Raw genomic sequence first — 15,720 nt, 5'->3', positions numbered from 1 at the left:
ACAAAGGTTTTGGATTTATATGTTTCTAAAACTCCTTTTTAAAATCACGCCTTTTAAATTTGCTGTTTATTGTCAGGTCGAGCCTTTGACTTCAGAAAACTATTCATCATGATATTAACCTGTTATACATTTTGACTGAAACTTGTCAGTTCGAGTGGTTTTTCGGAAGAAAAATTGTATCGAGAACCAGCGTTCCAAACCCAAAACCGATTAGCGCAGGCTGAATCTTCGATTTCTCGATACCTGCCTACCGCAGGCAGGCAAAATTCCCCTGGAATTTCACTCGAATTGACGGTTTTGACATAAAAAGCCTTCAAAATCCAATGGTCATAATGCCTTAATGACATACGTGACCACCCCCCAAATCAACAGATCGCTGTCCTTGGATACTTTGATGGGTTTGTAGTTCTCATTTTCTGGCATCAATGTGATGGTGTTTTTTTCCATGTGCAGTCGTTTCACCGTGAATTCCCCGTCCAAAAAACAGACCGCTATTTTACCGTGTTCCGCCTCCAAGCTACGGTCTATGACCAAGAGATCTCCATCATCCAGCCCGGCCCCTATCATCGATTTTCCACTTACCCTTGCATAGAAGGTGGCCTCTTTGTTCTTGATCAACGTTCGGTCAAGACTGATCCGTTTTTCCTTAAAATCATCCGCCGGGGACGGAAATCCCGCGGAAACGGTATTGTTGGACATAGGGACACCCTTTTTCTTTTCTTCATCTGGAGAAAAGAAAGTGAGCGGTTCGGTATGCATCGGCTTTTTAGAGGTCATTTCACCGTAATGATTTCATTGATGTTTGTGGTATATCTTGGGGAAAGATGTTCTTGTCGCATCTTCCAGGTCCTTTCCAGATCCTGATTGGCAATCTTCATCTTATGGCCGCCATACTTGTCATTGATGCCATCCATCACTTGCATGAGCTTTTGATGTTTGGGGTTTTCGGACAGAAACAAATCCAATTGTCTTGCGTTGGTGGGCACCAACCCCGACACAATCACCCCCGCTTTTTTGTATTTGATCCCTGGCTTGAAAAGTGCAATGGCCGCCTTGACAGCATAGTTGCTTATGGTAAGGCTGGAATCCGTGGCGTAAGGTAAGGTAACGATGAGGCTGCCCCTATCCTGCGGCTCATCCTTTTTGTGTCTGTCGCTTCGCAAAAAAACCACAATATGATTGCAACTGCTGCCCTGACCTCGCAATTTTTCGGCACAACTGCTGGCAAAGGTGGAGATGCGTTCTTTGATGTTCTCGATATCGGAATAGGTGCTTTCAAAGCTTCTTGTGGTGGCTATGGCCTTTTTATCACGCGTATCGTCATCCAAATCCAATGTGGGGATGCCCTGCAGGTCTTTTTTCAACCGTAGCCCAATGACTGCCATTTGCTTCCGCACCCATTCATCCGACAATTGGGTAAAATCATAGGCCGTTTTTACATTCTGGGTCTGAACCCGTTTCAGGTTTCCATGCCCAATGCCCCAAACACTCTCAATTTTGGTCCATTTCAGTGCCTTTATGCGCCTTTCCTCGGACTGTATCACATACACGCCCCCTGTCCTTGACTTCAATTTTTTGGCAATCTTATTGGCCACCTTGGCCAAGGCCTTTGTGGGCGCTATCCCTATGCTGATGGGAATGCCGGTACACTTTTGAACGGTCCGTTGGATTTCCCTGCCGTAAGCCTCAAAATCGTAATGCTCGAAGCCATCAAACTTTAAAAAGGCCTCATCTACACTGTACACCTCTAAATCAGGCGTGAAGGCGCCCAAAATGTTCATCACCCGGGTACTCATATCGCCATAGAGGGGATAGTTGGAGGAAAAGACCTTGATTCCCTTCTCCTTGCAAAATTGCCTATACTTGAATTCGGGGGCGGCCATGGGCAATCCAAGTGCTTTTGCTTCATCGCTACGCGAGATGAAACAACCATCGTTATTGGACAAAATGGCCACAGGAACATTGTTGAGCTGGGGCTGAAAGGCCCGCTCACACGAAGCATAGAAGTTATTGCAATCCACCAAGGCAAACATGCTCCAAAGTACTTGATTTTTCCTAAATTACATAGGAAATCCAACGTAACAAATAAGACTCAACGTAATTCAATTCCATTCCAATGGAACCAAAATTACACCATTGGCCCATTATGAAAAGAGATACAGCACGGAATATTTCACTCACCGGGGACCTCAAATTCACTGGAATTCACTTAAAGGAACCCATGCACACCGCTGCTGGCCTTTTGGGGGTAAAAGAGGCGCTTCGGCATAGCTTTAAGGAGATGGGCATTGCCAAATCCATGAAGGCCTTGCTCGAAATGAACCAAGAGGACGGGTTTCGTTGTCCGAGCTGCGCCTGGCCAGTGCCGGAACATCCCTCCAAAATTGCCGAATACTGTGAAAACGGGGCCAAGGCCTTGGCCGATGAGGCCACCAAGGACCATATCGGAGCGGATTTCTTTGCCCAACATTCCGTGGAGGAGCTATCCAAACTCAGTGATTACGAACTGAACAAATTGGGACGGGTCGTGGAACCTTTGGTACTGAAACCGGACAGTGTTCATTACGAACCCATCGCGTGGCAAGAGGCTTTTGAACTAATTTCCGACGAACTGCACCAACTCAGCGATCCCAACGAGGCCATTTTTTATACTTCCGGAAGATCCAGCAACGAGGCAGCCTTTCTGTATGGGATGTTCGCACGGGCGTTTGGCACCAACAACATGCCCGATTGCTCCAATATGTGCCATGAATCGTCCGGGGTGGCCCTTTCCGAAACCTTGGGCATCGGCAAAGGCTCCGTGACCTTGGATGACCTTTACGGCGCGGAAGTGATTTTGGTGGTGGGGCAAAATCCGGGTACCAACCATCCCAGAATGTTATCGGCTCTTGAAAAATGCAAGCGTAACGGAGGGAAAATTATCAGTATCAATCCATTGGCCGAAACAGGTTTGGTACATTTTAAAAATCCGCAGAACATAACAGATATGCTGGGCAGTGGGCAGGCCATGGCCGACATCCATTTGCCCGTTAAGATCAATGAAGACATTGCCTTGGCCAAACTGATCCTAAAAAAATTGGTCGCTTTGGATGCCAAAAATTCGAACGTCCTGGACCATGAATTCATCGTGGACCATGTGGATGGATATGATGAGCTTTTAAAAGATCTGGCCCGATACGACATTGAGACCTTGCAGCGCAGAACTGGGGTCTCCATGCGAAAAATTGACCATGTGGTGCAATTGTTGGCGGAAAATTCGAAAATCATTGTTTGTTGGGCGATGGGGCTCACCCAACACAAAAATGCGGTCCAGTGCATTCAGGAATACGTGAACATTCTGTTGTTAAAAGGTGCCATTGGAAAACCATTTGCCGGTACTTGTCCTGTGCGCGGGCATAGCAATGTGCAGGGAGATCGTTCCGTCGGCATCATGCATTTTGTGAACAAAGCCTTGAACGAGAAAATACGGGAACACCTCCAATTTGAACCACCAACCGAACCGGGATACGATACCGTAAAAGCCATAGAGGCGATGCATGAAAACAAGGCGAAGGTCTTTGTTTGTTTGGGAGGCAATTTTTTGATGGCTGCCTCGGACACCCAATACACTGCCAAAGCACTTCAAAATTGTAGCTTGACCGTGCAGATCAGCACCAAACTGAACCGCAGCCATTTGGTCACTGGCAAAACAGCATTGCTTTTGCCCACTTTCGGTCGTTCCGAAAAAGACGAAAAGGACGGTTCCCTTCAATTTTTGACCATGGAAAGCAGCACGGGCAAGGTGCGCCAAAGCAAGGGATTGTTGAAACCTGCTTCGGAACACATCAAGAGTGAACCGGAAATCATTGCCCTGTTGGCCCACACCTATTTTCGGGGCAACCATTCCGTGGATTGGTTTGCCATGGGTCAGGATTACAACCTCATCCGAAGTTATATCGACAAAGTGGTGAAAGGATTTGACAATACCAGTGAGCGTTCCAAAGGTTTTGGGTATTACCTTCCCAATAATGTGAGGGAACGCGATTTCCGGATGTTGCCCAACGGAAAGGCCCAGCTCTCCTTCAACACCTTGCCAGACCATCAGCTTAAAAAAGATGAGCTACTACTGATGACGATTCGATCACACGATCAATTCAACACCACTATTTATGGATTGAACGATCGCTATCGAGGTGTCCATAACGAACGACGGGTCGTTTTTATGAACCAAGAGGATATGTACAAACGGAAATTGCAAAAACTGGATGTGGTGAACCTGCATAGCCTGTATGATGGCATCCAACGCACCGCCGAACAATTTTTGGTTATTCCTTATGATATTCCCAAAGGGAACATGGCGGCCTATTTCCCAGAAACGAACCTATTGGTTCCTTACAACCATTTTGCGGACAAGAGCAACACTCCCATCAGTAAATCCATTAAAGTGACAGTTGAAAAAACTATTTGAAAGCAGGAATGCCCGTAATATCAGCTCCTGTGATCAACAAATGGATGTCGTGGGTACCTTCATAAGTGATCACACTTTCGAGGTTCATCATGTGGCGCATGATGCTGTATTCCCCGGTGATGCCCATACCGCCCAACATTTGTCGGGCCTCCCGGGCTATTTTGATGGCCATTTCCACATTGTTCCGCTTCGCCATGGAAATTTGGGCCGTTGTAGCCTTACCTTCAATTTTTAATTGCCCCAAACGAAACGCCAACAATTGTGCTTTTGTGATTTCCGTGATCATTTCGGCCAATTTTTTCTGCTGAAGTTGAAACGCTGCAATGGGTTTTCCAAACTGGATGCGTTCCTTGGCATAGCGCAATGCAGTGTCATAGCAGTCCATAGCGGCCCCGATGGCTCCCCAGGCAATACCGTATCGAGCGGAATCGAGACAGCCGAGTGGGGCGCCGAGTCCAGATTTCCCAGGTAAAAGGTTTTCTTTGGGCACTTTTACGTTGTCGAATATCAATTCCCCTGTGGCGGAGGCGCGTAGCGACCATTTGTTGTGGGTTTCCGGAGTGGAAAAACCTTCCATGCCACGTTCCACGATCAATCCGTGGATCCTACCTTCCTCATTCTTGGCCCAGACTACCGCAACGTCGGCAAAAGGTGAGTTGGAAATCCAGAGTTTGGCCCCGTTCAACAGGTAATGATCGCCCATATCCTTGAACTTGGTTTCCATGCCGCCAGGATTGGAACCGTGATTGGGTTCGGTCAACCCGAAACAGCCCATCCATTTCCCAGAAGCCAATTTGGGCAAATATTTTTGTCTTTGCTCCTCGGAGCCATAGGCATAAATGGGATACATGACCAACGAGGACTGAACCGATGCCGTGGAGCGAACCCCACTGTCGCCTCGTTCAATTTCTTGCATGATGAGACCGTAACTGATCTGATCCAATCCGGCACCTCCGTATTGTTCTGGAATATAGGGTCCAAAGGCCCCGATTTCGGCCAATCCCCCAATAATCTGCTTGGGGAATTCCGCTTTTTGGGCAAATTCCTCGATGATGGGAGATATGTCCCGCTTTACCCATTGCCGGGCCGCATCACGGACCAGTTTGTGTTCTTCGGAAAACAGGTCATCCAAATTGTAATAATCGGGGGCTTCAAATAAGTCGGGCTTCATGCGCTATAATTTTAACCAAATATAACATTACGTTTGGATATTGTTACATTTTCAGATAAAATGCTTCGGTCAATCTGATATATTCCTCGGTGTATTCATGGCGTCCCCTTTCTATGGTCAATTCACTTTCCTCGATATCGCTTTTGGAAAATCCAAATTCCATCAAACTCCTTTTGTAGTCCACATTGGGATTTCCCTTCACCCGAGTTATACGTTTTGGGTACAAACCCGACGTTGCCGCCAGTGCCACAAACCTCTGCTCTTCTTTGTAAGGTGTGACAACGGAAAATAGGCCTCCTTCGGACAACAGTCCCGAAACACCTTTCAACAGTTCATCAAACGGAAGGGAACTACTCTGCCTTGCCTGATCGCGTGATGTATCTCCACTTGCCATTTCTTCGGCATAAAAGGGTGGATTGGAAACGATTAGATCGTATTGGTCCTCAATTTCCTCCACAAACTCATCAAAACCTGCATGATAACAGAACAGTCGGTCTGCCCAAGGCGAGCCCTCAAAATTGGCTACACATTGTTCATAGGCGTTTTCATCCAACTCAATGGCATCAATGGTTTCCGCGGTTGATCGCTGTGCCAATTGGAGAGCGATGACTCCAGTCCCTGCTCCAATATCCAAGATGGTTTCAGGTCGATGGTCCAAAGAGGCCCATGCTCCCAACAGCACCCCATCGGTTCCCACTTTCATGGCGCATTGATCTTGGTGGACGGTAAATTCTTTGAATTTAAATGGTCCCATAGGTTCAAAGATATTATATCTATACATAAAAATGTCTGTACAAAAATTACATCCGTCCATTCAAACAGGGCATTCGTTAAGTAAAACAGGGCATCCATCAATTCAGGACAAATTAGGTCGAATGAATATAGTTTCTTGCCGGACTATTAATCAGGGGGCATCCCCAAATAAATCATTACCAAATTATCTAAACTTTATGATTATGAAGAAAACCTTTTTTGCATTCCTACTTTTGCTAGCTGTGGTTCAAGTATCCCAAGCTCAAGAACAGAACAAATTCCGTGTTGGGTTTGATCTCGGATACACTATGCCCAGTGGTGGTGGCGGTGTTCTATTTGCGATTGAACCCAAGTACAACATTGCCGACAACATGAACGTGGGTATCCGCTTTGAGTCTGCTGCCATGGCCAAGAATGTCAGTTCTGATGGTGTTTCGCTAGAGGCAAGCTTGGCTGCGAGTATGTCTTATGCTGGCACTTTTGATTACTATTTCAACTCCGGCAGCTCATCCTTTGCTCCATTTTTGGGTGCAGGTGTAGGCTACAGTTCATTGGCCAATATTGGTTTTGACGTTGAAGGTTTTGAGTCCGATGAAGTAGAATTGGATGGCAAATTTGGCGGTCTTGTGAGAGCTGGTTTTGAAGCCGGCAAATTCAGATTGGCTGCTTCCTACAATCTTATTGGAAAATCTGATTTAGGAGAAGGTGCAGAGGTAAAAAACTCTTACTTGGGCATCTCGCTTGGTTTTTATCTAGGCGGTGGCAAGTGGAAAAAGTAAACTTTTCTTTTTCATAACCGAGGAAAGTCCGGACATCAGTTGTTCGGGCTTTTCTTTTAACCTGAAAACAGCATTAACCCAAATACAGTTCCACCAAACCTTCGGGGGTATTCACATGGATGGTCCTGGTTTTCCGATCCACCTTGGTGATGATCTCATCACTGACAGGGATCAAAAGTTCCTTCCCGTTTTTGTCCACCTCAAAAAGGTCTTGCGAGGCACTGTCGTTGATGGCCTTAATGATGCCGATATCCCCATGGACGCCATCCATCATCGTGAACCCTATGACCTCATGGAAGTAAAACTTGTTGCCCGAAAGTGGTGGCAGCAAGGTCAATGGCAAATAGAGTTCCGTACCTATCAGTTTGTCCGCCGTTGGCTCATCCTTTACTTCTTCAAAATCGATACGGAGCAGATTTGATTTGTGGAGGCGGCAACGGTCAATAAAAAATGGAACCAGATTGTTTCCCAATGAAACAAATACTGATTCCATATTTTCGTATATCTCCGGTTCATCGGTATCGAGTTTGACCAATACCTCCCCTTTGAAACTATATTTTGAAACGACTTTGCCCAGGTAGAAGCAATCTTCCTTGCGCATCGTTCCCGAGTCTTATTCTTCTTCTTTGGCAGCTTCCTCAGCAGCAGGAGCTTCGGCAGTTTCCTCAACTGGAGCTTCTTCTGCAGCAACTTCCGCTGTTTCCTCGGCAACTTCTTCCACTACTTCCTCGGCAGGTGCAGCGGCAGCGATCCTTTTTTCATTGGCTTCCTTCTCGGCTTCCAATGCTTTGGCCTTCGCTTCAGCATCAGCTTTGCTCAACCCCTCTTTTTTGGCCTGGATTCCTTTTTCCTTTTCTTCCAACCAAGCGTTGAATTTTTCCTCTACTTGCTCCTCGGTAAGTGCACCTTTGCGCACACCGCCCAACAAGTGGTGTTTCAACAATACTCCTTTGTAAGATAGGATGGCCCTGGCAGTATCGGTAGGCTGCGCACCGTTCTGCAACCATTTAACTGAGCTGTCCACATCCAAATCGATGGTAGCAGGATTGGTATTGGGGTTGTAGATGCCCAATTTTTCCAAAAATTTACCGTCTCTTTTTGATCTGGAATCTGCGGCAACCACCCAATAAAATGGTTTACCTTTTTTACCGTGTCTCTGAAGTCTGATTCTAACTGGCATATCACATTAATTTGTAGGGTGCCCGACCCTTGTTATTAATTCTTTCAATAATCGCTTTTCGTATAAGCGGGTGCAAATATACACTTATTTGTTTATAGCACAGCGATAAAACAAAAAAAGTTAAATGGCTTAACAATTGGTCCACATCCCGTTAAACCCATCTTAAACCATGGTGGAAATTTTGGAAAGGGGCTGACATCCCTTACATTATATATATAGAAGTTGTCGAAAGTCGACAGTCAGAACCTAAAAAAATGAAATCATGAAGTACACCGTAGAAATGTCGAACAAGTTGAATGAACTTTTGGAAAGAACCTATGATGCAGAAAAAGGGTTTAAACAAGTCGCCGAAAAGGTAGATAACAAAACACTTGAGGAATTTTTCCTGGATAGGGCCCAGCAACGGCACAATTTTGGACATGAATTAAAATCCGAGATACGCTCATTTGGCCAAGCTCCCGATAAAGGGGGAAGTGGAAAGGCAACCCTGCACCGCTCTTGGATCGACTTTAGATCATTGATTGCCTCCAATACCGAAGAGGCCATATTGAAAGAGGTGCATCGTGGTGAAAAAGAAGCCATCGCCACCTATAATGACATCTTGCAGGATAAGGAGTTTGTCCTGCCCCCATCCACAGAGGGCCTATTGATGCGCCATCGAAATGCCATCAGGGAGACCTTGGATACAGCCGATATATTTGAGGCTGCCGTGTCATAAGCAAGAAGTTCCTTTATAAATCAGGAAAAGTCGGGAAACCCCGGCTTTTTTTTGGTTGATAAATCATGAAAACTCCATTTTCCCAAAACCGTCTTCTTCCGTATTTTTATCCATTGCTTTTTTTCACCGAGAACCATAGCTTATGTACCTGATCTTTGATACGGAGACCACTGGATTGCCCAAACGTTGGGACGCCCCCATCACCGACACCGACAATTGGCCAAGGTGCGTGCAGATTGCGTGGCAATTGCATGATGAAATGGGTAGATTGGTGGAGCACCAAGACTTCTTGGTCAAACCCGAAGGGTTCAACATCCCTTACGAATCGGAACAGATCCACGGTATTTCCACTGCCTTGGCGGAAGAAAAAGGAACCCCTTTCCATGAAGTGTTGCAAGCGTTCAACAAAGCTCTGGAGCGGACCAAGTTTGTGGTGGGCCAAAATGTGGGGTTCGACATCAATGTCATGGGGTGCGAGTTCCATCGAGGGGGTGTCGAGAGTCCTTTGACCCAGCTCCCTGTATTGGATACCTGTACCGAATACACTGCAGAACTTTGTAAGATTCCCGGGGGACGGGGGGGCAAGTTCAAGCTGCCCACCTTGACCGAGCTCCATGAGTTCCTGTTCGGTGAACCCTTTGCCGAGGCGCACAATGCCACCGCGGATGTGGAAGCAACTACGCGATGCTTTTTGGAACTGGTGCGAAAGAAGCATTTCACTGCTGAGGAACTGGACGTGCAGCCCGATTATTTCGAACGCTTTTCCGAGGCCAATCCCCAGGAAATACAACTCATCGGGCTCAAGCACATCAACCTAAAGGCTGCCTCCAAAAAAATTGCTGATGCACTTTGGGCCAAGGATACCGGTGAAATTTCCGAAGAAGAAATCCAGGAAAACATTGAGACCCTGGAAGATGCCCCCTTTGCCCACCTGCACAACCATTCCCAATTTTCCGTGCTCCAGTCCACTATCGACATCAAGGACCTGGTAAAGGCCACGGCACAGAACGGCATGCCCGCCGTTGCCCTGACCGACCACGCCAATATGATGGGTGCCTTTCACTTTGTGAAAGAGATCATGGCGCACAACAAAAGTGTCAAGGAAAAGAACAAGGAACTCCAGGGAAAGGGCGAGCAACCCACCGAAAAAGAAATCACCCCCATCGTCGGTTGTGAATTCTATGTCTGCGAGGACCACACCAATAAAAATGTAAAGGACTACGGTTATCAGATCGTGCTGCTGGCCAAGAACAAGAAAGGCTACCACAATCTGGCCAAAATGTCCTCCATAGCTTACACCAATGGTTTCTATTACGTCCCGCGGATAGACAGAAAGATTGTGGAGCAATACAAAGAGGATGTCATTGCACTCACCGGAAACCTCTACGGGGAAGTCCCCCACAAAATCCTGAACGTGGGCGAAAAACAGGCTGAAGAAGCCCTTTTGTGGTGGAAAGACCTCTTCGGGGACGATTTGTACATAGAGATCATGCGCCACGGACAGGAAGACGAGGACCGCGTGAACCAAGTGTTGATGCAAATGGCCAAGGACCACAACATCAAATTGGTGGCCACCAACAACACCTATTATTGCGCCAAGGAAGACGCCGAGGCCCATGACATTCTCCTGTGTGTGAAGGATGGCGAAAAACGCTCCACTCCCATTGGAAGAGGGCGTGGGTACCGTTATGGCCTTCCCAATCAGGAATACTACTTCAAGTCCTCGGATGAAATGAAGGAACTCTTCAAGGATATTCCCGAGGCCATTTTGAACATCCATGAGATCATTGACAAAGTGGAACCCTACGATCTGGCCAGTGACATCCTGCTGCCCAAATTTGGCATTCCCGAGGAGTTCAAGGTAAAGGAAGATGACGAAGACGGGGGCAAACGTGGGGAAAATGCCTATTTGAGGCACATCACCTATAAAGGAGCGGAAAAACGGTACAAGGAAATCACTCCGGAAATCAGCGAGCGTATCGATTTTGAGTTGGAGACCATCAAAAACTCCGGATATCCGGGTTATTTTTTGATCGTGGAAGATTTTATCCGCGAAGCCCGGAACATGGATGTGTCCGTAGGTCCGGGGCGGGGATCTGCCGCAGGATCTGTGGTCGCCTATTGTTTGGGCATCACCAACATCGACCCCCTCAAGTACGACCTTCTTTTTGAGCGTTTCCTGAACCCGGACAGGGTGTCCATGCCCGATATCGATATTGATTTTGATGATGAGGGCCGCGGCAGGGTCATGGAATATGTGATCAACAAATATGGGGCCAACCAGGTGGCACAGATCATCACCTACGGAACCATGGCCGCCAAATCCTCCATTAGGGACACCGCAAGGGTACTGGACCTGCCTCTGGGCGATGCAGACCGTATTGCGAAGCTGATTCCCAATATGTCCAAGTTGAACAAGATCTTTGGAGTGGATGAAGCGGAACTAAAGAAAAAATTCCGGTCGGACGAACTGGACAAGGTCAACGAACTGCTGAACATTTCCGAAGGAGACGACCTGGAGGGCCAAACGGTGAACATGGCAAGGGTACTGGAGGGATCGCTTCGAAATACAGGTATCCATGCCTGCGGGGTCATCATCACCCCAGACGACATCACCAACTTTGTGCCCGTTTCCACCGCCAAGGATTCCGACCTCTATGTGACCCAGTTCGACAACTCCGTAGTGGAAAGTGCCGGTCTGTTGAAAATGGATTTCTTGGGACTAAAGACATTGACCCTCATTAAGGATACGGTAAAGATTGTGAAGGCCCGTACAGGAATAGAACTGGTGCCCGATGATTTTCCGTTGGATGATGAAAAGACCTACGAACTTTTCCAAAGGGGGGATACGGTAGGGATATTCCAATACGAATCGCCCGGGATGCAAAAGCACATGAAAAACCTGAAACCCACGGTTTTTGATGACCTTATCGCCATGAACGCCCTGTACCGACCTGGGCCCATGGAATATATCCCCAGTTTCATTGCCCGAAAACACGGGGATGAGGAAATTACCTATGACCTCCCCGATATGGAGGAATACCTGAAGGAAACCTACGGGATCACGGTCTATCAGGAGCAGGTGATGTTGCTTTCCCAAAAATTGGCCGGTTTCTCCAAAGGTGATGCCGACGTTTTGCGAAAGGCGATGGGTAAAAAGATATTCGCCCTGCTCCAAAAATTGAAACCGCAGTTCTTGGACGGTGGGGAAAAAAATGGTCATCCAAGGGATGTCCTTGAAAAAATCTGGAAGGACTGGGAAGCCTTTGCCTCCTATGCCTTCAACAAGAGCCACTCCACTTGCTACGCCTATATCGCTTACCAAACGGCCTATTTGAAGGCCCACTACCCTGCTGAATACATGGCGGCGGTGCTGTCCAACAACATGAACGATATCAAACAGGTGACCTTCTTTATGGAGGAATGTAAGCGCATGGGCTTGGAAGTTTTGGGGCCGGACGTGAACGAATCCTACTATAAGTTTGCCGTGAACAAGGACAATGCGGTCCGTTTTGGGATGGGTGCCATCAAAGGAGTGGGTCGCTCCGCCGTGGAGACCATTGTGGAAAACCGAAAAAAGGATGGTCCGTACAAATCTGTTTTTGACCTTGCCAAACGCGTGGATCTCAGGGCCGCCAACAAAAAAGCTTTCGAGAACCTGGCCCTTGCCGGGGGTTTCGATTCGTTCGCCAACACGCACAGGGCCCAGTATTTCCATCATGATGGTGATGGCATCACCTTTTTGGAAAAGGCCGTGAAGTATGGCGCGAAATTCCAAGAGAATCAAAACTCTTCACAGGTGAGCCTCTTCGGCGATGCCAGTGAGGTCCAGATACCGGAACCCATTGTCCCCCCCTGCGAGGATTGGGGCACCATGGAAAAATTGAGACGGGAAAAAGAAGTTGTGGGCATCTATATCTCCGGGCATCCTTTGGATGATTTCAAAAAAGAGATCACCGCGTTCTGCAACACCAGTGTTTCTGCTTTCCAAAATCTGGAAGAGTATGTGAACCGGGAGCTGTCCGTTGCCGGGGTCATCACCGATGTGCAGCACAGGGTCTCAAAGAACGGTAAAGGTTGGGCCCTTTTCACCTTGGAAGATTATACGGATTCGCACGAGTTCCGCATATTTGGGGAAGAATACCTCAAGTTCCGCCATTTTTTCATGATCAATTCCTTTGTCTATGTCAAGGCATTTGTACGCGAAGGCTGGGTGAACCGGGACACGGGCAAAAAGGGGGAGCCCCGATTGCAGTTCAATGATTTCAAACAGCTCCAGGACGTGATGGATGCCTATGCCAAGAAGCTCACCATCAAACTGGACCTGGACCGTCTTCAGGAAAACCGCATCCAGACCTTGAAGGACACCTTACGACTACACAAAGGAGAACACCCACTCAGTTTTGAGATCTATGAGATGAAGGACGAGATCAAACTCAAACTATCAAGCCGAAAACAAAAGGTAAAGATCAACAGTGAACTGCTTTCCGAACTGGAGGCACATGAAATCCATTACAAGTTGAATTAGCCCCATAACTATTGCCAATGGCGCGATAATCAAAACGAATGCCTTGGGCGTAAGTTAGATGGACAATAATTGACTAACTTTGCATAACGATAAAACAAATAAGATGGCACTAGAAATAACAGATGCGACTTTTGACGAAGTAGTTTTGAAAAGCGACAAACCTGTCCTCGTTGATTTTTGGGCAGCTTGGTGCGGACCTTGTAGAATGGTCGGCCCGATCATTGAAGAAGTGAGCCAAGAATACGACGGCAAAGCTGTGGTAGGTAAAGTGGACGTTGACGCCAACCAGCAGTTCGCTGCCAAATATGGTGTGCGCAACATCCCTACTGTTTTGGTCTTCAAAAACGGTGAGGTGGTCAATCGTCAAGTAGGGGTATCTCCCAAAAAAGTATATACCGAGGCCATTGATGCGGCCCTATAAATAGGTATTGAACGTCGATTTTAAAAAAGGTTTGGCAAATGCCAAGCCTTTTTTGTTTTATATTTCCAACACGTATGGATATCAGATCGGAACTTCACAAAGCACAACTTTTCCAAAATCTGGAGCTTTTGGCCCACCAGATCGTGGAGGGTTTCATCAGCGGTATCCACAAGAGTCCCTTCCATGGGTTTTCGGCCGAATTCGCCGAACATAAGATCTACAACCCTGGGGAGAGTACCAAACACATCGACTGGAAACTGTTCGCCAAAACGGACCGCCTCTACACCAAACGGTATGAGGACGAGACCAATCTGAGATGCCATATGATCTTGGACAATTCGTCCTCGATGTACTACCCTGAAGTGAAAAACCTTTCGCTGGACAATCTCAACAAGATTGGCTTCGGCGTACTGGCCATTGCCGCCCTTATGGAGCTATTGAAGAAGCAGCGGGACGCTGTTGGCCTGAGCATCTATTCGGACACGTATGACTTCCACGCCCCGGAGAAAAGCAGCGAGAGGCACTTCCAAATGCTCTATTCCAAGTTGAACGAGGTCGCTACGCCTGAAGGGACAAAAAACACAAGGACATATACCTTTCTCCATCAAATTGCGGAAAAGATGCATCGCAGGAGCCTGATCTTTCTTTTTTCGGACATGTTCCAGACAGAGACTGAAGAAGCCAAGCTCTTTGAGGCCCTTCGCCATTTAAAATACAACAAGCACTCCGTGGTGCTATTTCACCTGCTGGACTATACCCATGAAATCGATTTTGAGTTTGGAAACACACCCAAACGTTTTGTGGATGTGGAGACCGGGGCTCACATCGACCTGTATGCAGATTCCATAAAAAAGGCCTATTCGGAAAAAGTGACCCAATACCAAGAGGACCTCAAGCTTCGGTGTGCGCAGTACCAAATCAAATATGTGGATGTTGATATCCGGTCCAACTTCTCAAAGGTGTTGAATTCCTTCATGATCGAGCGACAAAAATTTGCTTGATCATATTTTTAAAAAAATGTTTTGCCGAATCGGAATTGGCAATGTATATTTGCACTCGCTTTAAAAAAGCAAATGAACAAGATTTGAATCTGGCTGTTGTCAGAGTCCCTAAAGATAAAATCATTGGTCTGGTAGTTCAGTTGGTTAGAATACCTGCCTGTCACGCAGGGGGTCGCGGGTTCGAGTCCCGTCCAGACCGCAAAAAGCTCCGATTTTTCGGGGCTTTTTTGGTTTTATACAATTGATTTTCAATTATTTATACTTTAATCTGAAAACCACATTCTATCTAGCGTGCTGCATTCGTGCTGCATTTTTGCTTCTTTTTTATCCTTTTACAGCATTTTACAAGGATTTATTTTGTGGATTATAAAGCAAATACAATCAATGTTAATCAAAACCGAATAGATTAAATATGATTATGGTAATTAATGCCACCAAGAATGTTTTGTTTTTTCTTCGTTCAAATATTTTTCATCAAAAATGCCTAATAATTCGTCTTCATCGATATCTGTTAATGGATCTATCCAATCAGCTTTTTTGTTGGCCCAATTAATCCATTCATTTAATTTATCGTTTAGGTTGCCCTTTTTTAAGGCTTGCTCTTTTACCGTATTTATGTAATCTCGCATTACATTGGCTTTATGGTGGATAAGCCGGGTAAAGTGACCCACCTTCGCCGGATGAAACTGACCAGGGTAAACGAACTGCCTAGATTTGATCTA

13 protein-coding genes and 1 tRNA gene are annotated in these 15,720 nt (G+C 46.7%); 7 read left to right on the top strand and 7 right to left on the bottom strand.

All coding sequences use genetic code 11. The features are described from left to right. Positions 1-327: 327 nt before the first annotated feature. The gene (locus SD450_RS06770) at positions 328-777 is read right to left on the bottom strand and encodes a LexA family protein (RefSeq protein WP_318343873.1); all 450 of its coding nucleotides are present in this window, start codon (positions 775-777) and stop codon (positions 328-330) included. Then, positions 774-2,033, bottom strand: a complete 1,260-nt coding sequence (locus SD450_RS06765; RefSeq protein ID WP_318343872.1) for a Y-family DNA polymerase — start codon at positions 2,031-2,033, stop codon at positions 774-776. Before SD450_RS06765 ends, SD450_RS06770 begins: the two co-directional genes overlap by 4 nt. A gap of 113 nt (positions 2,034-2,146) precedes the next feature. On the opposite strand from SD450_RS06765, the gene SD450_RS06760 reads away from it, so the two are divergent. Continuing rightward, entirely contained in the window at positions 2,147-4,447 is a 2,301-nt protein-coding gene (locus tag SD450_RS06760) for an FdhF/YdeP family oxidoreductase (protein ID WP_318343871.1), read from the top strand. On the opposite strand, the gene SD450_RS06755 is transcribed toward SD450_RS06760, so the two are convergent. Both SD450_RS06755 and SD450_RS06750 read right to left on the bottom strand, forming a co-directional pair. Beyond that, the gene (locus tag SD450_RS06755; protein WP_318343870.1) at positions 4,440-5,618 is read right to left on the bottom strand and encodes an acyl-CoA dehydrogenase family protein; all 1,179 of its coding nucleotides are present in this window, start codon (positions 5,616-5,618) and stop codon (positions 4,440-4,442) included. The genes SD450_RS06760 and SD450_RS06755 overlap by 8 nt on opposite strands. A gap of 43 nt (positions 5,619-5,661) precedes the next feature. Continuing rightward, the gene (locus tag SD450_RS06750) at positions 5,662-6,372 is read right to left on the bottom strand and encodes a tRNA1(Val) (adenine(37)-N6)-methyltransferase (RefSeq protein WP_318343869.1); all 711 of its coding nucleotides are present in this window, start codon (positions 6,370-6,372) and stop codon (positions 5,662-5,664) included. 31 nt (positions 6,373-6,403) lie between these two features. On the opposite strand from SD450_RS06750, the gene SD450_RS06745 reads away from it, so the two are divergent. After that, the gene (locus SD450_RS06745; protein ID WP_318343868.1) at positions 6,404-7,150 is read left to right on the top strand and encodes an outer membrane beta-barrel protein; all 747 of its coding nucleotides are present in this window, start codon (positions 6,404-6,406) and stop codon (positions 7,148-7,150) included. A 73-nt stretch (positions 7,151-7,223) separates the two neighbouring features. Here the strand turns inward: SD450_RS06745 and rimM are convergent, their stop codons facing one another. Both rimM and SD450_RS06735 read right to left on the bottom strand, forming a co-directional pair. Next, a complete protein-coding gene (gene rimM / locus SD450_RS06740; protein WP_318343867.1) occupies positions 7,224-7,751 on the bottom strand; it encodes a ribosome maturation factor RimM in 528 nt (175 codons plus the stop codon). Positions 7,752-7,763: 12 nt separating this feature from the next. Further along, positions 7,764-8,330 (bottom strand): 30S ribosomal protein S16, encoded by a 567-nt coding sequence (locus SD450_RS06735; RefSeq protein WP_318343866.1) that lies wholly within the window; start codon positions 8,328-8,330, stop codon positions 7,764-7,766. Positions 8,331-8,592: 262 nt separating this feature from the next. Between SD450_RS06735 and SD450_RS06730 the strand changes: the two genes are divergently transcribed. The 5 genes from SD450_RS06730 (at position 8,593) to SD450_RS06710 (ending at position 15,197) form a co-directional block, all read left to right on the top strand. Continuing rightward, positions 8,593-9,048: a ferritin-like domain-containing protein gene (locus tag SD450_RS06730; protein WP_318343865.1), complete on the top strand. Its 456-nt coding sequence runs from the start codon at positions 8,593-8,595 to the stop codon at positions 9,046-9,048. A gap of 142 nt (positions 9,049-9,190) precedes the next feature. Next, positions 9,191-13,576 carry a DNA polymerase III subunit alpha gene (gene dnaE, locus SD450_RS06725; RefSeq protein ID WP_318343864.1) on the top strand — a complete coding sequence of 1,462 codons (4,386 nt, stop codon included), beginning with the start codon at positions 9,191-9,193 and terminating at the stop codon, positions 13,574-13,576. A 103-nt stretch (positions 13,577-13,679) separates the two neighbouring features. Further along, positions 13,680-13,997 (top strand): thioredoxin, encoded by a 318-nt coding sequence (trxA, locus tag SD450_RS06720; RefSeq protein WP_072877983.1) that lies wholly within the window; start codon positions 13,680-13,682, stop codon positions 13,995-13,997. Between the two features lie 74 nt (positions 13,998-14,071). Further along, complete coding sequence (locus tag SD450_RS06715; RefSeq protein ID WP_318343863.1) at positions 14,072-14,998, top strand: DUF58 domain-containing protein; 927 nt, start codon at positions 14,072-14,074, stop codon at positions 14,996-14,998. A gap of 125 nt (positions 14,999-15,123) precedes the next feature. Next, positions 15,124-15,197 (top strand) — tRNA-Asp (locus SD450_RS06710). A gap of 226 nt (positions 15,198-15,423) precedes the next feature. On the opposite strand, the gene SD450_RS06705 is transcribed toward SD450_RS06710, so the two are convergent. Further along, positions 15,424-15,627 (bottom strand): hypothetical protein, encoded by a 204-nt coding sequence (locus tag SD450_RS06705; RefSeq protein ID WP_318343862.1) that lies wholly within the window; start codon positions 15,625-15,627, stop codon positions 15,424-15,426. Positions 15,628-15,720: the final 93 nt, after the last annotated feature.

Origin of the sequence: Flagellimonas baculiformis (genome assembly GCF_033441575.1) — a bacterium.
GTDB lineage: Bacteria > Bacteroidota > Bacteroidia > Flavobacteriales > Flavobacteriaceae > Flagellimonas > Flagellimonas baculiformis.
Note: the sequence above shows the minus strand (reverse complement) of the source record. Positions and strands in the feature narration are given on the sequence as shown.